General features: G+C 46.3%; 21 protein-coding genes. 10 read left to right on the top strand and 11 right to left on the bottom strand.

Features of this window, described 5'->3' with window-relative positions:
* Window positions 1-50 precede the first annotated feature (50 nt).
* Together psbU and nadB are read left to right on the top strand one after the other, a co-directional pair.
* Complete coding sequence (gene psbU / locus IQ263_RS11630) at window positions 51-485, top strand: photosystem II complex extrinsic protein PsbU (RefSeq protein WP_194067564.1); 435 nt, start codon at window positions 51-53, stop codon at window positions 483-485.
* Between the two features lie 465 nt (window positions 486-950).
* Window positions 951-2,603 (top strand): L-aspartate oxidase, encoded by a 1,653-nt coding sequence (nadB, locus tag IQ263_RS11625; protein WP_194067563.1) that lies wholly within the window; start codon window positions 951-953, stop codon window positions 2,601-2,603.
* Window positions 2,604-2,613: 10 nt separating this feature from the next.
* Here nadB and IQ263_RS11620 read toward each other — a convergent pair whose 3' ends face one another.
* The 4 genes from IQ263_RS11620 to btpA all read right to left on the bottom strand — a co-directional run bounded on the left by IQ263_RS11620 (window position 2,614) and on the right by btpA (window position 8,705).
* A complete protein-coding gene (locus IQ263_RS11620) occupies window positions 2,614-2,892 on the bottom strand; it encodes a hypothetical protein (RefSeq protein ID WP_194067562.1) in 279 nt (92 codons plus the stop codon).
* Between the two features lie 740 nt (window positions 2,893-3,632).
* A complete protein-coding gene (locus IQ263_RS11615; RefSeq protein WP_194067561.1) occupies window positions 3,633-5,738 on the bottom strand; it encodes a CHASE2 domain-containing protein in 2,106 nt (701 codons plus the stop codon).
* Window positions 5,739-6,620: 882 nt separating this feature from the next.
* Window positions 6,621-7,547, bottom strand: coding sequence for a vitamin K epoxide reductase family protein (locus IQ263_RS11610; RefSeq protein WP_194067560.1), 927 nt, complete (start codon window positions 7,545-7,547; stop codon window positions 6,621-6,623).
* A gap of 270 nt (window positions 7,548-7,817) precedes the next feature.
* Entirely contained in the window at window positions 7,818-8,705 is an 888-nt protein-coding gene (btpA, locus tag IQ263_RS11605) for a photosystem I biogenesis protein BtpA (RefSeq protein WP_194067559.1), read from the bottom strand.
* A gap of 286 nt (window positions 8,706-8,991) precedes the next feature.
* On the opposite strand from btpA, the gene IQ263_RS11600 reads away from it, so the two are divergent.
* On the top strand, window positions 8,992-9,963 hold the full coding sequence (locus IQ263_RS11600; protein WP_194067558.1) for a GDSL-type esterase/lipase family protein: 972 nt from the start codon (window positions 8,992-8,994) through the stop codon (window positions 9,961-9,963).
* Window positions 9,964-10,336: 373 nt separating this feature from the next.
* On the opposite strand, the gene IQ263_RS11595 is transcribed toward IQ263_RS11600, so the two are convergent.
* Window positions 10,337-11,389, bottom strand: coding sequence for a Gfo/Idh/MocA family protein (locus tag IQ263_RS11595; protein ID WP_194008178.1), 1,053 nt, complete (start codon window positions 11,387-11,389; stop codon window positions 10,337-10,339).
* A 209-nt stretch (window positions 11,390-11,598) separates the two neighbouring features.
* On the opposite strand from IQ263_RS11595, the gene IQ263_RS11590 reads away from it, so the two are divergent.
* Window positions 11,599-11,751 carry a PEP-CTERM sorting domain-containing protein gene (locus IQ263_RS11590; protein WP_228049979.1) on the top strand — a complete coding sequence of 51 codons (153 nt, stop codon included), beginning with the start codon at window positions 11,599-11,601 and terminating at the stop codon, window positions 11,749-11,751.
* A gap of 9 nt (window positions 11,752-11,760) precedes the next feature.
* Here IQ263_RS11590 and IQ263_RS11585 read toward each other — a convergent pair whose 3' ends face one another.
* The 3 genes from IQ263_RS11585 to def all read right to left on the bottom strand — a co-directional run bounded on the left by IQ263_RS11585 (window position 11,761) and on the right by def (window position 14,283).
* Complete coding sequence (locus tag IQ263_RS11585; RefSeq protein WP_194067557.1) at window positions 11,761-13,098, bottom strand: PrsW family glutamic-type intramembrane protease; 1,338 nt, start codon at window positions 13,096-13,098, stop codon at window positions 11,761-11,763.
* A 424-nt stretch (window positions 13,099-13,522) separates the two neighbouring features.
* Window positions 13,523-13,723, bottom strand: a complete 201-nt coding sequence (locus tag IQ263_RS11580; RefSeq protein ID WP_304941012.1) for a hypothetical protein — start codon at window positions 13,721-13,723, stop codon at window positions 13,523-13,525.
* Window positions 13,723-14,283, bottom strand: coding sequence for a peptide deformylase (def, locus tag IQ263_RS11575; RefSeq protein ID WP_194067556.1), 561 nt, complete (start codon window positions 14,281-14,283; stop codon window positions 13,723-13,725). Before def ends, IQ263_RS11580 begins: the two co-directional genes overlap by 1 nt.
* A gap of 102 nt (window positions 14,284-14,385) precedes the next feature.
* Between def and IQ263_RS11570 the strand changes: the two genes are divergently transcribed.
* Entirely contained in the window at window positions 14,386-14,898 is a 513-nt protein-coding gene (locus tag IQ263_RS11570; protein ID WP_194067555.1) for a DUF1648 domain-containing protein, read from the top strand.
* A gap of 94 nt (window positions 14,899-14,992) precedes the next feature.
* Here the strand turns inward: IQ263_RS11570 and IQ263_RS11565 are convergent, their stop codons facing one another.
* Entirely contained in the window at window positions 14,993-15,448 is a 456-nt protein-coding gene (locus IQ263_RS11565) for a pepsin/retropepsin-like aspartic protease family protein (protein ID WP_194067554.1), read from the bottom strand.
* 119 nt (window positions 15,449-15,567) lie between these two features.
* Between IQ263_RS11565 and IQ263_RS11560 the strand changes: the two genes are divergently transcribed.
* From IQ263_RS11560 to IQ263_RS11550, 3 genes are all read left to right on the top strand, one after another.
* Window positions 15,568-16,860: a pentapeptide repeat-containing protein gene (locus IQ263_RS11560; protein ID WP_194067553.1), complete on the top strand. Its 1,293-nt coding sequence runs from the start codon at window positions 15,568-15,570 to the stop codon at window positions 16,858-16,860.
* Window positions 16,861-16,958: 98 nt separating this feature from the next.
* Window positions 16,959-17,195, top strand: a complete 237-nt coding sequence (locus tag IQ263_RS11555) for a hypothetical protein (RefSeq protein ID WP_194067552.1) — start codon at window positions 16,959-16,961, stop codon at window positions 17,193-17,195.
* A gap of 66 nt (window positions 17,196-17,261) precedes the next feature.
* A complete protein-coding gene (locus IQ263_RS11550; protein WP_194067551.1) occupies window positions 17,262-17,516 on the top strand; it encodes a hypothetical protein in 255 nt (84 codons plus the stop codon).
* Here the strand turns inward: IQ263_RS11550 and IQ263_RS11545 are convergent.
* On the bottom strand, window positions 17,495-18,139 hold the full coding sequence (locus tag IQ263_RS11545) for a TenA family protein (protein WP_194067550.1): 645 nt from the start codon (window positions 18,137-18,139) through the stop codon (window positions 17,495-17,497). The two genes, IQ263_RS11550 and IQ263_RS11545, sit on opposite strands and share 22 nt — an antisense overlap.
* Before the next feature lie 287 nt (window positions 18,140-18,426).
* On the opposite strand from IQ263_RS11545, the gene IQ263_RS11540 reads away from it, so the two are divergent.
* Together IQ263_RS11540 and IQ263_RS29820 are read left to right on the top strand one after the other, a co-directional pair.
* Window positions 18,427-19,389 carry a glycosyltransferase family 2 protein gene (locus IQ263_RS11540; RefSeq protein WP_194067549.1) on the top strand — a complete coding sequence of 321 codons (963 nt, stop codon included), beginning with the start codon at window positions 18,427-18,429 and terminating at the stop codon, window positions 19,387-19,389.
* An 85-nt stretch (window positions 19,390-19,474) separates the two neighbouring features.
* Window positions 19,475-20,074, top strand: coding sequence for a glutathione S-transferase family protein (locus IQ263_RS29820; protein ID WP_194067548.1), 600 nt, complete (start codon window positions 19,475-19,477; stop codon window positions 20,072-20,074).
* Between the two features lie 66 nt (window positions 20,075-20,140).
* On the opposite strand, the gene IQ263_RS11530 is transcribed toward IQ263_RS29820, so the two are convergent.
* Window positions 20,141-21,049: a DMT family transporter gene (locus IQ263_RS11530; RefSeq protein ID WP_194067547.1), complete on the bottom strand. Its 909-nt coding sequence runs from the start codon at window positions 21,047-21,049 to the stop codon at window positions 20,141-20,143.
* Window positions 21,050-21,288 lie beyond the last annotated feature (239 nt).

The following is a 21,288-nucleotide window of genomic DNA, read 5'->3' as shown; positions in this document are numbered from 1 at the left end:
GTAGTCTCTACATAATAAATGCTTTGCATGAAATTGGGAGACAAAACTTCATGAAACGATTGGGTCGTCTATTGGCAGTATTGGGCCTAGTGCTGGGCTGCTTTGCATGGGCAGGAGACCAAAGCGCGATCGCGGCGACATTGAGCCGTCTCGTCTTACCACCATCCTCGCTGATAGTGCTTGACGTTCCGACTAGAACAAATCGCGCCGATGACAAACTTGCCACAGAATACGGCAAAAAAATTGACTTGAACAACAGCGGCGTCCGGGATTTTCGGGAATTTCGAGGGTTGTATCCTACTTTAGCTGGACTAATTATTAAGAATGCTCCTTACGAAGACGTTGAGGACGTACTCAACATTTCAGGCTTGACGGATGCTCAGAAAAAAGTGCTGCAGGCTAACCTGGACAAATTCACCGTAACTGATGTCGATTCAATATTTATTGAAGGAGACAACAGGTTGAACAACGGTTTTTACGACTAAATAGCAGCGGGCCTCCTTTAAAGGCAGAAAGCAGAAGGCAGAAGGCAGAAAGCAGAAAGAAAAAAAATTTTCTAGAGGCTGATGACTTCTGCCTTTAATTTCTCCAGAATTCGGCAAAGCTGGCAAAAATTTGCGAGGTTGAAATCAGCGCGTTTTCGAGATTAAAATCAAATCCTCTCTTCATCGGAATGATTCAGATATACATTCTCGGACTCTGTGTACTCTGTGTAGTAATAAGGTTAAATCATTCCCATGCAAGCGGAAACGAGATCATTTGTAGGCTCAATCTAAAATAGACTGGAGTTGCATAAATCCTCGACTAATACATAAACCGCAGATGAAAGGGTGATAAACACAGATAATGAGTGCAAGAAATATCAGATAAAATCGACAGACATTAATTCTCGCCCCAAAATTCAGATTGAGAGTTAATTCTAAAATCTAAAATCTAAAATCGGCAGACTTATGACTGACAAATTTGATGTATTAGTGATAGGTGCTGGGGCGGCCGGTTTGTACACGGCACTTTGCCTTCCAGAACATTTACAGGTGGGTTCAATTAATAAAAATACCCTGCCTGTTTCTGCCAGCGATTGGGCCCAAGGAGGAATTGCTGCGGCGATCGCCCCGGAAGATTCGGCAGCGCTGCACGTTCAGGATACAGTGGCTGCAGGAGCCGGTCTTTGCGATTTGGAAGCGGTGAAATTTTTAGTCGAGGAAGCTCCTGATTGCATAGATTCCCTCGTGAAAATGGGCGTGGCGTTCGATCGCGCCGGCTCAGATTTAGCCCTCACCCTAGAAGCCGCCCACTCCCGCCGCCGAGTGCTCCACTCCGCCGACACCACAGGGAAAGCAGTGATAGGTACCCTGACAGCAAAAGTATTGAGCCGCCAAAACATTCAAGTCGTATCCCCCGCCTTTGCATTGAGTCTGTGGCTCGACGAAAGCGGGCGCTGTCAGGGCATTAGCGCGATTTGTGGCAACCGAGTCAAATGGCTGCGGGCATCGGCTGTGGTGCTAGCGACAGGCGGCGGCGGACAGGTTTTTGCTCAAACCACCAACCCGTCGGTGAGTACCGGAGACGGGGTGGCAATTGCGTGGCGCGCCGGGGCGCTGCTGCGAGATTTAGAATTTGTGCAGTTTCACCCCACGGCGCTGAGTAAAGCTGGCGCGCCCCGGTTTCTGATTAGCGAGGCGGTGCGGGGAGAAGGAGCTCATTTGGTTGACAGCAAGGGATATCGCTTTGCTTTTGACTCTCACCCCAGCGGGGAACTTGCGCCTCGCGATGTTGTCAGCCGCGCTATTTTCCGCCATTTGCAGAAGACGGGGGAACCTCATGTTTGGCTGGATTTGCGCCCGATTGCGGTCGATCGGCTGCGCTACAGGTTTCCGAATATTATTCAAGTCTGCGCTGATTGGGGAATTGATATTTTTTCCGAACCGGTGCCGGTGACGCCAGCCGCCCATTACTGGATGGGAGGGATTGTGGCTGACAAGTTTAACCAAACTTCGATTCCGGGTTTGTACGCGGTGGGAGAAACTGCCAGCACGGGGGTACACGGTGCCAACCGGTTGGCGAGCAATTCGCTGCTGGAATGTCTGGTTTTTGGCGCGCAGATGGGACTTTTGCAGGTGGAAGGTGAAAAGTCCAAGCCATTCACGGATGAGGTCGATGTAGGGCAAATTTGGGAAAAATCGATTTCTCCACAGGAGATTGAGACGATCGAAAAATTGCGGGTGGAATTGCCGAGTTTGCTGTGGCAGAGTGCGGGAATTTGCCGGGGAATGCGGGATTTGGAAAGTGCGATCGTCCAAGTTGAGATTTGGCGGCAAGAATTTGCCTCTTTGCCCTTGAGTCAAACGCTTGATAATTTGCCGCCCGGACAAACTATTGATTTTTCACCAGATAATGCGGAAAATAGCTCGGTTTTGCGAAATTGGGGAGAACTTGGCAATTTATTGGATATTGGTTACTTAATTCTCAAAAGTGCTGCGTTTCGCACGGAAAGTCGCGGCGGTCACTATCGTGTGGACTATCCACTTACCGATCGAGATTGGTGCAGGCACACTTTAATTAACCAATCGAATTGGTACAAATCTGATCTCATAGAAGATTAAAAAATTGGTCTCAGCGCGTTCCCGTACCGTCACTTTTCGGGTTCCCGTTGGGGTCTGGTTCATATTTTGAGGTATTTCCAGACCTAGAAGTTTTGGCGGCTGCCAAAAATGTGGAGGTCGATCTCGGATTGGTTCGTAGTGCATCCTGGCGTCCGCTCACTTGTTGCGGACTAAAGTCCGCACTACGAACCATTTTTGTGATGGTAGCGGCATTGGCGATGCCGATCGTATTCACTTGCAAGCATACAGCCAGGGTAGCCGTTGTTGTGAGCTGAATCAAAGTACGCATAGTATTTATAGCCTTATTCAAATCACCGAAGTAGATGCTGGTCTGTAAAACCTATTATATCTATCACTTTCCGTATTTACACTGATATCTTTATATTTACTTTACTTAATTTTCGTGAACTTACGTAAAAGATTATAAATAAAGACTTTTTGGCGATTTAAATTTGGTCTTCTAGCTCAGTTTTTGAATCTTTTAATTAGGACTGACGCATGGGGAACTAGAAACCGAGTTTTTTATGAAAAGCGCGTTGCAGCCCCGAAATTCGGCAAAAAACCCGGTTTCTAGTTGTAGGGTGCAGCTCTTTAAAAGACGAGGAAAGAGGCAAAAATTGTTCGTAGTGGCAACGTGCTTTTACGAAATCATGGATTGGGGCATCTTACCCGGATTTGGTATGAGATGCTCCAGCATAACCTCTATCTGTAGGGTGCGGGGTGTATGGACCCTTACCCCTACAAGCAATAAATAATATCGTTTCCGGCTGCATCGTCAGGTGATAAGTTAGAGGGCAATTTATGAAAGATTTTTACAATTCGTTACCTATCTCGGCGCAATTTTCAGTTGTTCGATTCACAGTCAACAGTCAACACTCAACATCATGAGGAGTGCAACCGGAATTGATATAAAACTCTTTTTTGCCTCAGTCCCGATTTAGATGAGATGGCAATCTCCAGTCATAAGTTTCATGATTTTTGTAAGTCTATCTAATGACTGATGACTGATGACTGATGACTGATGATAAATTACTCAAGAAATTGATATTGATTTTTCCCCCGTTCCTTAGCACGATACATTGCAGCATCGGCATTTTTGACTAAAATCTCTGACTCTTGACCGTCAGTTGGATATAAACTAATACCAATACTTGTAGTTACAGAAACTTTATGTTCTTCTAAAAAAAAAGGCTGCACGATGGCATCGCAAATTTTTTCAGCTACCTTTGCAGCTTCCTCATTACCGGGAATTGCCGACAGGATGACTGTGAACTCGTCGCCGCCCAGCCGCGAGATGATATCGCTGCCGCGCAAGCATTGTCTGAGCCTGTTAGCAACTGATTTTAAGAGTAAATCGCCCACATTGTGTCCGAGAGTGTCGTTGATAGACTTAAATCCATCTAAATCTAAAAACAGTAAAGCTACCAGTTCTTGATTGCAAGAAGCTCTTTCTAGAGACAGATGCAAACATTCGTAAAACATTTTACGGTTGGGCAAACCTGTAAGAGCATCGTGAGAAGCTTGGTGGCTGAGTTCAGCATTTTTTTTCTCTAGAGCGTCTTCGCGAAGTTTGCGCTCGGTAACATCTCTGATCGCTCCGACTAAAAATAAGTTGCCGGCTGCATCTTTGTGCAGGGTTCTTTTAGTCGCAATCAGATGCGTAATTCCGTGAGCATCGGTAAAATATTCTTCATTTTCTTGCGGCTGTTGAGTTTGCAATACTAATTCGTCTTGCTGCCAAAATATATCGGCTTCGGCTTGGGGAAATAAGTCGTAATCTGTGCGATGGGTTAAAATTTCCCAAGGATAGCCGATTAACCGACAATAGGCCTGATTCAACACAACCCAGCGGTGATTTATATCTTTGACAAAAATCGGGTCTGGAATTGTATCGATTAGCGATTGTAAAAATTCTTTAGAGCGTTTTAGTTCTTCTTGCAAGTGAGCCAGATAGCCGACAACTGCTACGCCAGAACCGACAAGACTGAGGATTGCAGGAATTAATGGCAGCCACCAACCGTCTAAAAAAGCTAAGTATAAACTGGCACTCAAACCGAGACAGATACTTGACAAACACCCAGCCGATCGCCCGAGCGATCGCAACTTCCAGCTCACACTCGCTCCCACCCAAGACCACAGTAAAATCCACAGTAACTCCCCAGCCTCGGGCCAAACATTGATACCTTCGCGTCCGTCGAGGGCCGCACTCAAAATTTGGCTCAAGAAATGAGCCTGAAGCTCGACTCCCGGTATGGGCTGGGGAGGAGCAAACACACCCGAACTGTAAGCATTTTGCTGAAAGTCTTTGAGGCTGGTGGCTGTTGAGCCGATCAACACAACGCGCGATCGCACAAAATCCGCCGGTACTTTGCCAGAAAGCACGTCACCCATCGATGCAGTGCGGAAACTGCCGCTCGGACCGCGCAGAGCAGCCAGAATTTGATAGCCGCGGCTGTCCGCTCGCACGTAAGCACCGTCATTCGGCTCAAAAGGTCGAAACACCCCCTTGCCTAACTGCAAGTATTTAGGATTGACAGTTGCTGGCTGAGGAGAAATCCCTTCGCCTTCGAGGTAAAGCAAAGCCAGTTTGAGCGCGAAGCTTTCATGAGTTTTGCCGTCTCCGGGCCAAGAGTAAAGCAAAGCTCGGCGCACTTTACCGTCAGCATCGATGACAACGTTGTTGAAACCGACGCGCGAGGACTCCTCAAGTACCGGAGGGGGCCGAACTCCAATCCTGGTTTCATCTGGCATCAACTCAATGCCAATTAAGTTAGGAATAGTTTTAAAAGTTTTGAGCAATTCGGCGTTACCCGGTTGAGTGGGCAAATCTCGGTAAACGTCGAGACCGATCGCCCGCGGTTTGCCAGCGTGCAATTTTTGCAGCAATTGGGCCAATACAGCATCGGAAATTGGGTAGCCGTATTTTTGCAAGTCAGCTTCCTTAATTTCTACAATCATGATGCGCGAGTCAATGGGTTCGGCTGGCCGCCCGCGCACAAAGTGGTCGAAAGCAGTCCATTCCCACACCTGCAAAAATCCGAACCAGCGCAGTACAATCACCGTACCGGCAACCGTACTGGCAGTAATCAATACTCTGCGTTCTCGATCGAGCCATTTTTTGATACTTTCTATCATAATTTTGGGAATTTTTGCCTCGCCTTTGGAGCATCTAAGCTACTACTACATATAGCTTTTATATCTTCTCGGCGATCTGCTCAGTCGATCCTGGCAAAATATCTCATTTAACAAGAGACTGGAGTTGCCTAAGTTTTTTATCGCACTTGGCAACCGCAGATTTCAGGCAGATAGACCCAGATAAACGCAGATAATTGCAGGAATTGAAAGCGAATTAATGCAATACCAGTTTAATGAGTCTGGAAGCAGAAATCCGGTTTTTTGATTTTATTTGTAAAATGTCTAGTAGTTCTACTATTTATAAAAATTATAATAAAGCTTGCTACAGCAAAAATGTTGGGCAGTGAAACTCTGGGTTTTTTCGGGATTTTTGAATATATCTGGTGCGGTTATATGAGATTGTTGGTCTTTCTGGAAGATGGTCGATTTATCCGCAGTTTAGGGAAATCTATTGCATGAAGGAATGATAATTGATTTTTTTTCAGACTTAATACTACAATACTTCCGAAAGTATTTTAAAATTCGCACCAACTAATGTTTAATTTTTTTTTATGGATTGTATAGCGGTTCTGACAAAAGTGAAGATAGCCCGGTTTGGCCTATGCCCGGTTTGGCCTATCCCGGATAGTACCTCATCTTTCGCTTGAAAGGCTATAGATGCGATATTTTTGAGTGATGTTACAACAGCCGAAAAAGATTAGACCTCTTGCACTCATTCGCAGAGCAGATTAAATTATCTGCGTCTATCGGTGTTTATCCGCTTGAAATCTGCGGTTTACCCATCAATCAAATATTTATGCAAGAGGTCTATTAGCTAAGCTTTAAAAAGCTGGATTTTTCCTACCCCAAAAAATCTCGGATCTCAACTCTCAAGCCTTGCTATCATTTTTGAAAGTTGCGCGGGCCAGTGTAACCGGATAACTCAGCGAGTTTATCCAAAGTTTGTGTCCCCGAATAAAACTGACCTTGAATTTCCCAAGTAGGGAAACCTTTAATATTTGCAGCACCAGCTTGGCAAATTTCAGCGCGGGAATTTTGCCCTCTGGGATCGCATTCAAAATAATCAATTATTTTGGCTGCTTCTTTCCCAAATAGCATTTTTTGATCGTGACAGTGGGGACACCAGTAAGCGCCGTATTCTTTAGCGCCGATTTGTCGGAGATGGCGGGCTAAAGCAATTTGTGCCGGCCCGGAGGTTGTGGTGACTGCTGGGGGTAAAATTCCGGGGGTAGCAGAAACAAAAGGAGCGGGTGAGCTGACGCTGTTGTATAGGGCTAAAGCGCCGATCGAACTCACCATCACCACCAAAATGCCTGTAAAAACTAATTGTCCGATATCTTCCCAGTCGCGCCCGACTAGCACCAGCACAAACAGCGACAGGGCAAATAAGGCGGAACTGATGCAGTAAATGCACAGATCCTTAATTTCAAAAGCCATCAAATACATCAAATAGCTGCTGAATATTAGCATCGCAGCGGTGATGATAAATAGGGCTTGCCAAGTCCAATTTTCTAGTTGAGAGTGCAGCCGTTTGTTGTTGTCAGGATTGACGGCTTTGGGAGCTAATGCCAGAATTGCGATGCTCAGGTATGCCAGACAACCTAATAAACTTAAAGGCACTGTGCCAAAGACTGTAGCGTAGGGACTGTTGAGAACTTTGTCGCAGCCGCTGGTGGGACAAATTACTGAGTTTGTTGTGAATTTAGCGATCGTCAGATAGGCCGTTTCTAGGACGCCGATGGCTGCGATGGCTGCCATCACCGTCCTAGACCAGCGATGAATCCAAGGGGTTGAACGTCGGCGAATCATTTTTTTGATTTGGGAATTGTTAATTGTTGACTGTTGACTGTTGACTGTTAAGTCAAGAGTTAAGAGGGCGGGCTCGCACCATCCACCGCCCCTACTGACTGTTGACTGTTGGCTGTTAACTGTTGGCTGTTAACTGTTGGCTGTTAACTGTTAAGAGGGCCCGCACGCACCATCAACCCCCCCTACTGTTAACTGTTGACTGTTGGCTGTCAACTGTTAACTGTTGCCAACTAACAACTAACAACTAACAACTAACAACTAACAACTATTTTACGTTTTACTTCTGACTTTGCTCGGTTCCGGTGTTAGCCCTCTCGAACCATTAGCGTTTTTGTTTTCTTGTTCGAGCTCTTTCTCGGAAAAGCTGCGATGGGCGGCTTCTACAAATTGACTGACGCGGATGGGATCGATTGGTTGTTCGATGCGGCCGTTTCGCTTCAGCGAGCTCGACACAATTACTCCGTCTGCAGCTTGCATGAGGGTGGAAATGTTTTCCCACGATGCACCGCTACCGATGAATACAGGAGTTTCCCCCGCTGCTGCACTCGCAAGTTCTAAGTCTTCGAGATTGGGTGGGCTGCCGGTTGTCCAGCCGGAAAGAATTACGGCGTCGGCTAAGGCGCGCCCGATCGTCTCTGAGACGGCTGTGGTCAAGTTGGAGCCTCCCAGGGGTCGCCCGTGCTTGACTAGCACGTCTGCTAATATTTTGACATCGCTTCCCAATTCCCGACGGTAGCGCAGGAGCTGGTGTGCTTGGCCTTCAATTAAGCCTTGGTCTGTAGCCATGATGCCGTTGAGGACGTTGACGCGGATGAATTGAGCTCCCGTGCAGGAGGCGATGGCGATCGCGCTGTGGGCGTCGTTTCGCAGCACGTTAACGCCGATCGGCAGTGTCACGAGATTTGTTAGCCTCTCGACTACCAGAGTCATCGCACTGACAACAGCCGGATCTACGCTGTCTTTGGCAAAAGGAGCATCAAAAAAGTTCTCGACTATGATACCGTTTGCGCCGCCAGAAGCCAGCGCTGTAGCCTCTTGCTCGGCTCTTCCGATAATAGCTTTGAGGTTCCCGCCCCAGCGGGGAGAAGTTGGCAAAGGCTGTAAATGTACGACACCGATTATGGGATTCGGCGTTTTGAATATTTGTTTTAAGTCCACGGATTTTCCTGAAACCACCAAGTTCACTGACGGCTGACGGCGGATTTTGACGGTATATTCTAGAATTCTATATCCACGCGGGCGATTCCGCTGACTCGATCGCGCTGCAGAGTTGCTAAAAGCCTGAATTGGGCAGCATTTAGTCGATTTTCGATTCGGGTATTGCAGATTTTCGATTTACTCAAAGCGAGGTGAATTACCGGAGGTTGAACAAAAGTCTCAAATTTTGCACTCTCTACCACAGATAGTACGTGGCACCGTATCCGTTTTAGATTGAGGTTAATCGTTGAAATTTGTTCTGATAATTTTGGCCCTCACCTGCGGATTGTGGGCCGCAATCGAAGTGCTGCTGCGGGTGTTGCTGGGTTTTGGCAATCCCTTGATTTACATTGCTGATGCGGAGTGCGGCTATTTGTTGGCGCCCAACCAGAGGGTGCGCCGTTTGCGAAACCGGATTGAGATTAACGAGTATTCGATGCGTACTGGAACGATCGCCCCACTCCCAGCCTCAGACACTCTGCGGGTTTTGCTGTTGGGAGATTCTGTCGCCAACGGCGGTTGGTGGACAGATCAGACAGATACCATCTCCGAAATTATGGCTCGGCAGTTGAGGCTGCAAGTACAAAATCTGGCAACCAATGCACAATTAAGTTCAAAAGTCAACTATTCAAAGTTTGAAATTCTGAATGCCTCAGCCAATTCTTGGGGGCCGAGGAATCAACTTGCTTACGCCCAGCGGTTCGGTGTTTTTGGGTCAAAAATTCTGGTGTTGCTGCTGAATACGGACGATTTGTTTGCATCTGCTCCTTCTTCTCTGGTGGTGGGGCGCGATCGAGCTTACCCGGATCGCCAACCGCTCTCGGCCACGCTAGAATTATTGAGCCGTTACTTGCTACCTGCGGTGCCGGCGAGCCAATTAGCAGCAGCCGTAGCCAAAAGTGGCGATGTAGTCGGCTGCAACTTAGAAGCTATTGGCCAAATCCGAACAATAGCTGTATCGGCTAAAGTCGAGTTTTTGCTAGCGGTGACTCCCAAGCGCCATGAATGCGGCGAGGGCCCTAGAGACTGGGAAGTCAAGGCTAGAGAGCGTCTCGCCGAACTTGTCGCACGGGAGAAAATTACTTACATAGATTTTCTTCCTATTTTCAATTGTGCGGCGCAACTTGCAACATTGTATCGAGACAGCATTCACCTAAGCCCTCAAGGAAATCAGCTAGTTAGCCAAACTATCAGCAGTCAAATAGTCGCTCTTTTTTAAGAGAAAAAATTGTGACTTTAGCCAAAGATGGATAATTGCCCTCCCCCGACATAGGTTGTGGAAAGCAAAAAAGTTTAAATTTTAGTTCAATCCCGCACATTGCATCTGTGGAGTCAACCTCAAATCTGAGATTTCAAATCGACAGTTTCATCTCCCAATAAAGGATGTGAAGTCAATCTCAAATCTCTTATCTAAAATCTTAGTTTAATCCCGCAGATTGCATCTATGGAGTCAATCTAAAATCTACAATCTACAATCTAAAATATAAAATCGAGTGACATCGAATCCGGTTGCGCCCAAACAGTTACCCTATTCAACAAACAACAAACCCCAAACTGTCAAGGCACCCGGAAACGACAGAATTTGTCTCGATTTAGCTAACTTGCAAAGTAGACTCTAGCTTTTGTGGATACCAAGCTTGACCGTCGAGAGCCATTTGCTCGATCGAACTCGCAAGCCGCAGAGCTTTGAGAGCTTGTTCTCCTCCGACTGAAGGCTGATTTCCACCCCGCACGCAATTAATAAAATGCTCCAATTCTGCGTGGAGCGGTTCAATATTGCTGGTGTAAACTTTCTCGATCAACCCATCTTGACGGTAAAGCACCTGACCGTAATCTGTCACGTAATTGGCGGTGGTTTGTCGGTGAATCAAGATTTCGTTGTTAAGAAAATCTGCCTCTGTCAAAGAATTTTTGCAGTGAGCGGCGATTGAACGAAGTTTGCGGTGCGTCACCTTGCTTGCTGTCAGGGTGGCCACAATGCCGTTAGCAAAGTTCAGCGTCGCTGTCACGTAGTCTAAATAACCTGAATCTGATGCGCGGCTACCGCTAGCCGTCAATTTTACTACTTGAGAATTTGCCAATTCCAGAAGCAAGTCGATGTCGTGGATCATTAAATCCAAAACTACCGATACGTCGTTGGCCCGATCGGAATAGGGACTCATCCGGTGAGCTTCCAATGCCAGTAGCTCTTCAGTTTTCAGCACTTTGCCGAGTTCCTGAAAAGCTGGATTGAAGCGTTCGATGTGACCCACTTGCAAAATGCGGTGGGCTTCTGCAGCGGCGTTGACTAAAGATTCGGCTTCAGCAATGCTAGCTGCGATCGGCTTTTCAATTAAAACGTGAACCCCTGCTTGGAGACAAGACATCCCCACAGGGTGGTGTAGGCGAGTTGGAACGGCGACGCAAACTGCATCTACGTGGGCGAGCAAATCTCGGTAGTCTTCAAAGAAGCGAACCCGGTATTTGCTTGCTACATCAATTCCCCGCTCTACATTTATATCTGCAACACCCACGAGTTCGATATCTTTTAGCAAGCTCAGAACTCGCGTATGGTGTTGGCCCATATTGCCAACCCCAATTACCCCAATGCGGAGGGGTTCGGGTTGACTTCGCTTGACGAAAACGTTTGCGTATCCCAATGACATCCTATCTAGCACTCCTGGATTCTCCTCCACCACAGGAATCAAGCCCGTTGGCTTCCCTAAGCTACTCACAGCTCATCCAGATAGTACCACAGTCAAACTATTTGTGAAGAATTTCTAAGTTAGGCTGGGATTCTGGCCGTCAGCAATTACGCAGGTGCTACCTATGCACGAGAGCTTAATATTGCGGTATTTTTCTAGGAAATTACGTATTGACAAATATCATTATACATGATCGATATGCTGCGGGCGATCGCCTGGATACCGCCGCCGAACCAGTTCCCGAACCTCTCACCGTTGGAGGGACAGCTTTAGGATTGGCCGGTTTAAGCTGGTTGAAACACAAGAAAAAAATGGCTGCTTGACCTGCTAGTTCACTTTTCATAAAATATGCGAGTAGCAAAATTTTGCTCTCGATTCGGAGACAAAGCCCGGGCTTTCAAAATTGCAGCTACTAAAAACGCATAGGACAAAACTCCCACCAAGGCCAGCAAAAGTACGCTGACTGCTCCCGACGCATTCCACAAAGCGTGAAGTGCGGAGGCGCTAAAATAACCTACGCCCAAAATTTGCCAGCGCTTCCTGGGTTTGAGGGCGCTCAAACCGATAAAATATCCCAAATAGCCGCTGTAAGCCATGTGTCCGGCGGCGGAGCCTAAAATGCGGGGAATTAGCAATTGCAATCCTACTAATTGTCCGGCTTCTGGGCCTGCTTGCAGGGTGATATTTTGGATGATATTGGGAACGTACTGGCCGAGAGTTTCTAGTAGTGTAAAGCCGACTGCTGAGGCACTTCCTAACAGAATTCCGTCTAATGGTTCCCAAACGCCGATGCGATCGCGCCAGGGATTTCTTAGTAAATTTCCCAGCAGCATTGCTCCCAAAACGGGCAGGGCTTTCAGCAATTCTTCCATCAGACCAGCCCCGAAGAACATTCTGATTAAAAAAGGTAAAAAACTAATTTGTTCGCCTTCTGCGGGCAAACGACCGGGTAAAATTTCTCTAAATACTAATATAAATCCAATCAATAAGGGGCTTAGCAGTATCAAGACTGTTGCTAAAGCGGTACCGAGCAATACCCACCAAGGTTTGTGTTTGCCGCACAGTTGATAGATGAAGTAGTAAGCTGCACCGGCAAGGTAGGCTGACAGCAGGAAGTTGAAGGCTGCGGAATTTCCGACGGCGAGAAACATCGACACGACAAAAATAACTGTGGCTATACCTGGATATAAGTATGCTTTTTGGCTTAATTGTTTGCCGGTGGAGGCGATCGGGAATAATTGAGTTAAAGTTAGAGCGTCTTTTTCGGGCGGCTCAAAATTGCCGGTTGGGGTGTGGGAGAATCCGGGTTTATTTTGGTGAGGGGTTGTGGAAGTTTCAAATATGAATTCAGGGCCGTCTTGACCGAGACTGATGCGATCGCCTGTTTGTAAAGTTTGGCAGCCTTGCAGTTTTTGACCGTTGATATAAGTTCCGTTAGCGCTGTTGAGGTCGCAAATTTGCCATCTCGTCCAATTACCATGAGTCAGGGGACGGACTGCGGCGTGGCGGCGGGAAACCATGCCGTGGGCGATCGACTCTAGGGCTATGTGACAATTGCGATCGCGTCCGATCGCCACTTCCCCATATTCAGAAAGTGGGTACTTGGATGCTGGTGCTGCCGCAGAGCCTTTGGCGGACACTTGTCGCAAAAATCCGATTTCATTAGTCATTAGTTGTTAGTCATTAGTTGTTAGTTATTAGTTATTAGTTATTAGTTATTAGTTATTTGTTATTGGTTATTTGTTATTTGTTATTGGTTATTTGTTATTTGTTGGTAGGGGCGTTGGATGGTGCGTGCCCGCCCTTAGTTGGTGGGGGCGGTGGATGGTGCGTGCCCGCCCTCAGTCGTTAGTTATTAGTTGTTAGTCATCAATCATTAGTCATCAGTCGTTAGCCGATCTAATTTGTTGGCAGTATTGATAACATAGTTATTAGTCATTTTCTCGCTGTTTAGTGATATTGTTTATTATCCGCAATCTTGATTCCACAGTTATGAGATTTGAGATTCCGACTAATAACCAATAACTAATAACCAATAACCAATAACCAATAACCAATAACTAATAACCAATAACCAATGACTAATGACTCTACCTATAGATTTGCTCTAGCATCCTGAACGGCGGCATAGAAAAATATGCCTGTTAGCGGTACGCTGAGGGCGAGGATGATACCGGTCACTACATTTCCGAGTTGAGCGTCTCCCGAAGACAACTCAAAGATGGAGCCGACGGCGGCGATCGCAGTGATGCAAGAAAGAGCTAACAATAAACCACTTTTGGGAGTTCCTGCCATCATATTGATTTTACTGCCTTGGGCGAATATTTTTGCTTGACTAATTCTTCATTCAATGCCAGCTTGTTTTCTACTCTGTCTACAAACAGCACACCGTTAAGATGATCGATTTCGTGTTGGATCACCTTAGACAGCAAGTCTTGAGCTTTGAGTGTTTGGGGGCGGCCGAATTCGTCGCGGTAAGACACTTCAATGACTTCAGGGCGTTTGACATCAAAATAAACTCCCGGAATGCTCAAACACCCTTCTTGCAAGATGCAGACTTGGCTGCTGCTACTTTTGATGGTGGGGTTGATCAAAACCAATGGAGGTATCGCGGGATTGTCGGGTTCGCAGTCGATCACAATTACTTGTTTGTGGACTCCGACTTGGGGGGCTGCTAAACCGATGCCGTCGGCACTGTACATGGTTTGCAGCATTTCTCGGACTAACTGCCGAATTTCTGCATCGACGCTGCTGACGCGCTTTGCTGGCTGCCGCAGGACGCGATCGCCTAAAGTGTGTATTGTTAGGGGCGGTTTTTCTAACTTTTTCTTTTCCACCAAAACCTGAACCGTCATAAAACCTCGCGAGATTGTTTGAAAATCCCCAACGAAAGCTGTTGGGGGAGGAAATGGGAAGCAATACTATTACTTTCAATCTTAATCTAATTTTAAGTAGCCATGACTGGAAACACACCAAACCAAAGGCCTGTTAGATCCCTGGGGCTTTCGCCTGCTGATTTGGCGGTAGAGTTCGCCGGGGCGATCGCGATTGTGCTTGCTGTTTTGCCGATTGTAGAATTTTGGGCTGTTTTGCCCGATCGAATTCCGATTCATTTCGGATTTTCCGGGCAACCTGATACTTGGGGCGACAGGGTGACAATCTGGATACTGCCGGCGGTGGCTGCCATTATTTTTGTGGTTTTAACAGCAGTATCGCGCTATCCGCATACTTTTAATTATCCAGTACAGATTACCGAAGAAAATGCGCGCCGACAATATCTCCTAGCCAGAAGCCTTTTGGTTTGGCTGAAAGCGGAGGTTTGTTGGCTGTTTGCTTTTGTGGTGCGGCAACAAATTCTTGTGGCTTTGGGCAATGCTCAAAGGTTTAGTATGGAATTGCTTTTAGGGATAATTGTTTTGATATTTGCAACGGTTGGTTTGTATTTGTTCAAGGCTTATTCTGCTCGATAAATATACGCAAAAACTATCGTCTAATAAGGTTGGTAGCGATGACTTTAGTCTGCATCAATCCGAAAAATCGGATTCTTCACGACAAAAATTTCAACTAACCCATCAGATATGTTTGCTGATTGTTCATCGGCAACACTCGCAACCGTCGATTTTTCAAATCTGGTTCTAGACCTAGTTCTTCCATTGGAATCACGCCCAACAAAACCGCCGAAACGCCTTCGGGTAACTCTAAACAATCAAATCTGCCTTCTCTCCCCTCTACAATAATTTGAGCGCCTGCAAAAATTCGACCTTTTTTGATGCCAGCCGATGTTTCTACGTCTCTTTCTCCTACTTGTTTTAAACCTAGTTGGCTAATAATGGGAGCTGGTAAGGAAAGCAGAGTTGCTCCGGTATCGACAACAACGTTATCGAGGTTGACAGAGCGAACTTCCTCAGCAGAAATAAATCCCCGTTCAGCCATAACTAGATCGATGAAATTCGTGACGGCGATTGTAGTGATTACTTGACCCATTTGTTTGCTTTGAAGATTGGGGAGTACCAGAGTCATATTATTTTACCTATTTGAGTGTAATAATTGGAGATCTATATTGTAATGCTATCTATAATCGTACTTCATTGGTTAAAATCGTTTTAATGACTGCCAAAAATTAGAATTTGCCTCAACGCATGACACCAGAACCAAAGTCTGCTCAACCCAATCCTCCTGATTCCAACGTGACTGTAGAAAGTCCTAACGGTGCAAGTCCTGTTGTCCCACCAGAATCAGCAACAATCGTTGCTACTGCTGAACCGACAAAACCGCGACCTTCGCGTCCAAACCACATGATTTTTGCGCCGATACAGCCGGCACAAACGACTGCTGAGATGTCGGGTTCGGTGCTGACGCTGGCGGCGATCGTAGCAATGATTGTAGGGCTGGCTAACGATAGCATTTGGATCGGCTTAATTGGGGCCATCGGTGCGATCGGCATATCGCTGCGGATGATGTGGCCGAGTTGGGGCAAAATTTGGACGCAGGTAATTCCGCCGACTTGGCGCACGCTGATCATCTCCTGCTTCGGGCTTTTAGCTGGGATCGTTGGCTTGCTGATGCTTAGCGGTACTAATACTCAACCGGGAAGCCGCAACATCGAAATCAACTGGGACGCTATCGGAGCTCTCGGCGAGTTAATCGGCGCTTTGGGGCAAATTTTGATCGCAATTTTGGGCGTTTATGTGGCTTGGCGGCAGTACGTAATCTCGAAGGATTTGACGATTCAGCAAAATCGAATTACGCAGCAGCAAACTATTGATGCTTATTTTCAAGGGGTTTCCGATTTAGCCCTTGATGAACAAGGGTTTTTGGAAGATTGGCCCCAGGAAAGGGCGATCGCCGAAGGCCGCACCGCTGCAATTATGAGCAGTGTGGATGCTGAAGGTAAGGCGAAAATTCTGCGGTTTTTGTCGCAGTCGAGATTGGTGACTCCTCTGAAGCGCGATCGGCTTTTGGGCCGCGCCATCCTTGACGGCGACGGCGGCTACGCAGAAGACAGATCTCACGGTATCCGCGTCATCGATTTAAACGTGATGTTAGCCGGTGCTGACCTCGCTAGCACCGATTTGCGGTGGACGGAGTTGAGCGAAGCCAACCTTGTCCGGGCCAATCTCAGCAAATGCGATTTAGTCAAAGCCAACCTCTCGCGCGCTATCCTGTACGATGCCAAGCTCGATCGTGCTGACATGAAAGCGGCGATATTATTCTACGGCTCGGCAGAAACTGCATCTCCTCGCAGCCGCACGGAATTTCCCAACTATGAAACGGGCGAATATACCGGCGCGGTGGTTGAACGTGCTGATTTCACGGCTGTCAAGCGACTGTCAGAGGCTCAGCGCTATTACTGCTGCGCTTGGTGTGGCTCGAAGTCGAGAGACACTATTCCCGGCGGCTGCGAAGGGATTCCCAATAAACTCGGACGTTAAAATTAGCAGTCCCGCTGTACTTACGTATATATTTGGCGATCACGCTCGCAGCGGACTATAGTTTAATTTTCCATCGACAGTTTTGCGCTGTTTTAGCCATGAGCAATACTGATTTAGCGGTTTTAGCGCTAGAAGTACGTCCGCGTCTGGAACGCAACAGCAGCAGGGATGGATGGATTTTTGTCGCTGCTATGTGGTTTCTGATATCGTTTCCGATAGCATCGGAATTATATATTTTAATCATTGATAGTGCGAGCATCCCCCCCGAGCGATCGACTGCGCTCGGGGGGGACGATCGCACGCTCATAATTCCAATGCTACCGGATTTGATATGAATCGATCGCTAATTGCGATCGGGACGCAGCTAATTGCTCCTTTAATCTCCCAAAAAACCTCGATGTATGCCCTTCCTTCCCAAAAGCGGTTGGGAATTGTTTTCCCACTGGGACGGTAAATGGTACGTCCAAATAGCTACTTCTGGCTACAGCTACCCAAATGACGGGGATCATCATTCTGTAGCTTTTTATCCGCTATTTCCTTTACTCATGGGCGGATTGATGACTTTCGGAATACCAGTGGAAGTAGCAGGGGTATTAATTAACTCTTGGGCATTTTTGGGTGCATTAGAGCTGGTCTACTTTTGGGTAGAACAATGATACGATATTTCCCACGCGGCCTGAAAAAAGTCTCTTTCGCACAGCATAGCGTAGCGATAGGTTGCTTCTACTTCCGGCGTTGTGTCAGCATAGCGATCGACCAAACCTTCCAGTTGTTTTGCTAAAATCTCAAACTCAGGGCTGCTGTAGGTAGAAATCCAGTCGCTAAAGGCGTGTTCCGGTATATTAGGCTTAGCTAACTGCTGTCCCAAAAAAGCATACAATCGCAAGCAAGGAGTCATCGCCGCTGCTGTCAAACCTACACCGCTTCCCCAGGCTGTTGCTAATAAAAAATCCGTGTAGCGGCGGGTAGCAATTCCCGGTTTTGCCTCTGGCAAATTTACACCCCATTGAGCTGCATATCCTTGATGCAAGTGAAGTTCTTCTAAAATGCCACTACCTAGATTGTGAAGAATTTTAAACCCCTCCCAGTCTGGTGCTTTTGCCGCAGCAATACTGTAAGCGCGAGCGAAGGCTCCCAGAAAAAAAGCATCTTGTGCAACGTAATATGCAAAACTATTTTGGTGGAGGCTACCGTCAGCAATACCTCTAACAAACGGATGTTGCAGACAAGCTTCGCTTAAGTCTTGATTTGCTTGCCAAAGAACGTTAGAATTTGTCATGCAATTTTGATTCAATGGGTGATGATTATAATTTATTATAAACCGAATAAACATCTATGATAACAGATATTTTTGTCTTGGTATTCTCAGTATTCTTCTATCTTAAACTTTGCTTATTTGAGCGATCATATAAATGTTGGAACGCTGATATTTTGGAGGCGTTTTTTGTCGGGATAGAAAAGCGAAATTACGCGCTGCCGCTATCCCTTGAAGCCGCCAGCGCGCTCGGCAAAAAACAAATAAACTCTTCATTGAACAATTAGAAAGAGGATGTACCAAAAACTGCTATGAACCATACACCTAAATATTCCTTGATAATTCCCATCTATAACGAAGAAGAAAACCTCCCTGAATTGTACCGGCGAATTAGTGGGGTGATGGAGCGCCTGGACGGCCCAGTGGAATTAATTTTAATCAATGATGGCAGTCGCGATCGCTCTCTCGACATTTTGCGAGAATTGCACGAACAAGACTCGCGAATTTGTTACCTCAGTTTTGCCCGCAATTTCGGACACCAAATAGCTGTAACCGCTGGTTTGAATTTTTCTACTGGTCAAGTTGCAGTCATCATGGACGGTGATTTACAAGACCCGCCCGAACTGATTTTAGAGATGATAGAACAGTGGCGCAGCGGGTATCAAGTTGTTTATGCCCAGCGCACTCATCGCCGTCAAGAAAGTTGGTTTAAGCGGTTGCCAGCTTATATGTATTATCGCATTTTGCGGAATCTTGCTGATGTTGATATTCCGATAGATACGGGAGATTTTTGTTTGATGGATAGGTGCGTGGTGGATGTGCTCAACGCCATGCCAGAACGCAACCGTTATATTCGGGGGCTGCGCGCTTGGATTGGTTTCAAACAAACTGCTGTTAAGTTTGAACGAGATCCGCGTTTTGCTGGCGATGTTAAGTATACTTTCAGCAAATCTTTTGCTTTGGCGATGAACGGTTTAGTTTCTTTTTCAAAAGTGCCTCTGCAACTGTCGATTTATTTGGGTTTGTTTTCGGCTTTGGTGTCTATTTTAATGGCTTTTTTGGTTTTGTACTGGCGTCTTTTCTCTCCGAGTACGGCCTTAACTGGTTTGACAATTATCATTATGGCAATTTTCTTTTTGGGTGCGGTGCAGTTGGTGAGTATTGGGATTTTGGGTCAGTATATCGGGCGGATTTACGAGGAGGTGAAGGGGAGGCCGCTTTATACGCTGGCTGAAGTGGCTGGTTTTTGCGATCGCCCAAAGTCGCCTAAATAATCTTAGCAAACAACAGTTAACTAATTGTGCCTAAATTCTATGAATTTATGATATAATTTAACACCATAAAATCTCCTCAAGACTCGTGTTTAAACTTTACGAATATTCTCCGTCAGGCAATTGCTACAAAGTTCGCTTGCTTTTAACTCAGCTCAATATTCCGTTCGATCGCACTGAAATTAATATTCTCCAAAAAGAAAGTCGGACACCCGAATTTTTGGTCAAAAACCCTAACGGCCGCATTCCTGTTTTAGAGATTGCACCGGGTAAGTTTCTGTTTGAATCCAATGCGATTATGTTTTACTTGAGCGAAAAAACTGAGTTTTTCCCCAACGATAAATTTGAACGGGCTCAAGTGATGCAGTGGTTGTTTTTTGAACAGTACAGTCACGAACCTTACATTGCAACTTCCAGATTTTGGATTTCTGTGTTGGGAAAAGCTGAGGAATATCAAGCAGCACTTCAACAAAAAAAAGCGCCCGGTTATGCCGCTTTGGGGGTGATGGAACAGCATTTAGAAAAAAATGACTTTTTTGTAGGCGATCGCTATTCTATTGCTGATATCGGTTTATTTGCTTACACTCACGTTGCTGGCGAAGGCGGATTTGATTTGACTGGGTTTCCGGCAATTCAAAATTGGATCGGTAGAGTCAAAAATCAGCCTCGATATATCAGCATTACATAAATCTAGGGTGCACCTCGCACTTTAGCTAATTTAAGCTTTGAAAAACCACAAAAAAATTAGTTCGCATCACAAATCTGCTGCTTGCTGAATTGATGCTTTTTTCCCTACTGCTACACAGATCACAACTAAACAAGCGCTGCCTAGGGCGATCGGTTCTATAGTTTCACCAAGCAAAATTGCCGATGCTAGAATAGTCAAAAATGGTTGCAATAACTGAATTTGCCCTACCCTGGCAACTCCGGCAATAGCCATCCCTTGATACCAGGCAAAAAATGCTACAAATTGACTGATAATACTCACATAGGCAAAACCCAACCATGCCGTCGGTGCAGCTATTAATCCATGTTGTATGACTACAAATATTGTAGGCAAAATCTCGAAGGGAGCGATAATTATCAATGCCCAACTAATAACTTGCCATCCGCCTAAAGTCTTAGCTAATTGCCCACCTTCGGCGTAACCAAAAGCAGCAGCAATGACTGATGCAAATAAAGCTAGATCTGCGGCCTGGAGTTGCCCTGCACCAGTAATAATTCCAAAACCAACGACGGTTAGACTCCCGGCGATACTAGCAATCCAAAAACTAGAAGATGGGCGATCGCCCGATCGCAAAACTCCCCCTACTGCTGTTGCTAAGGGCAACAATCCTAATACCACAGCACCGTGGGCGGCCGGTACTTGCTGCATTGCCCAAGCTGATAATAGCGGAAATCCGAGTACAACTCCCAATCCGACCATTGATAAACTCCACAATTGCGGTTTGGAGGGAATTGGTTGATGCGTTATCCGCAGAGTAAAGGCTGCTAGTATAGCTGCTACTAATCCGCGCCCTAAACCTACAATAATAGGGTCTAAATCCTGTACTGCGGCTCTGGTTCCTGGAAGTGTTAAGCTGAAGCCAACTACGCCTAAAAAACCGTAAATTAGCCCGATTGTTTCTGGGTCAAATTGATGATATTTCCAGGGTAATTTCATTTTTAATATATTTGTTAGGTCAGATATAGCCTTTCTGCGATCTCATAGGAGGTACTATAGGGCATAGGGCATAGGGCATAGGGAATAAGGCATACCTCACTTTTTTGAGAAAGGCTATAACGATCGGCGGTTGATACCGCTACTATAGCAATCCTTGCAGGAGTCGTAAAATTTTTACCCCACCCCAACCCTCCCCTTACCAAGGGGAGGGAGTAAGAAATTCACAAATGATTTAGGAT

It is taken from the genome of Tychonema sp. LEGE 06208 (genome assembly GCF_015207505.1).
GTDB lineage: Bacteria > Cyanobacteriota > Cyanobacteriia > Cyanobacteriales > Microcoleaceae > Microcoleus.
This window is presented reverse-complemented; position numbering and strand designations above follow the sequence as displayed.

Coding starts and splice junctions, on each gene's coding strand:
- psbU (WP_194067564.1), top strand. CDS start 51: ATGAAACGATTGGGTCGTCTATTGGCAGTATTGGGCCTAGTGCTGGGC.
- nadB (WP_194067563.1), top strand. CDS start 951: ATGACTGACAAATTTGATGTATTAGTGATAGGTGCTGGGGCGGCCGGT.
- IQ263_RS11620 (WP_194067562.1), bottom strand. CDS start 2,892: ATGCGTACTTTGATTCAGCTCACAACAACGGCTACCCTGGCTGTATGC.
- IQ263_RS11615 (WP_194067561.1), bottom strand. CDS start 5,738: ATGATAGAAAGTATCAAAAAATGGCTCGATCGAGAACGCAGAGTATTG.
- IQ263_RS11610 (WP_194067560.1), bottom strand. CDS start 7,547: ATGATTCGCCGACGTTCAACCCCTTGGATTCATCGCTGGTCTAGGACG.
- IQ263_RS11595 (WP_194008178.1), bottom strand. CDS start 11,389: ATGTCATTGGGATACGCAAACGTTTTCGTCAAGCGAAGTCAACCCGAA.
- IQ263_RS11585 (WP_194067557.1), bottom strand. CDS start 13,098: ATGACTAATGAAATCGGATTTTTGCGACAAGTGTCCGCCAAAGGCTCT.
- IQ263_RS11580 (WP_304941012.1), bottom strand. CDS start 13,723: ATGGCAGGAACTCCCAAAAGTGGTTTATTGTTAGCTCTTTCTTGCATC.
- def (WP_194067556.1), bottom strand. CDS start 14,283: ATGACGGTTCAGGTTTTGGTGGAAAAGAAAAAGTTAGAAAAACCGCCC.
- IQ263_RS11570 (WP_194067555.1), top strand. CDS start 14,386: ATGACTGGAAACACACCAAACCAAAGGCCTGTTAGATCCCTGGGGCTT.
- IQ263_RS11565 (WP_194067554.1), bottom strand. CDS start 15,448: ATGACTCTGGTACTCCCCAATCTTCAAAGCAAACAAATGGGTCAAGTA.
- IQ263_RS11560 (WP_194067553.1), top strand. CDS start 15,568: ATGACACCAGAACCAAAGTCTGCTCAACCCAATCCTCCTGATTCCAAC.
- IQ263_RS11555 (WP_194067552.1), top strand. CDS start 16,959: ATGAGCAATACTGATTTAGCGGTTTTAGCGCTAGAAGTACGTCCGCGT.
- IQ263_RS11550 (WP_194067551.1), top strand. CDS start 17,262: ATGCCCTTCCTTCCCAAAAGCGGTTGGGAATTGTTTTCCCACTGGGAC.
- IQ263_RS11545 (WP_194067550.1), bottom strand. CDS start 18,139: ATGACAAATTCTAACGTTCTTTGGCAAGCAAATCAAGACTTAAGCGAA.
- IQ263_RS11540 (WP_194067549.1), top strand. CDS start 18,427: ATGAACCATACACCTAAATATTCCTTGATAATTCCCATCTATAACGAA.
- IQ263_RS11530 (WP_194067547.1), bottom strand. CDS start 21,049: ATGAAATTACCCTGGAAATATCATCAATTTGACCCAGAAACAATCGGG.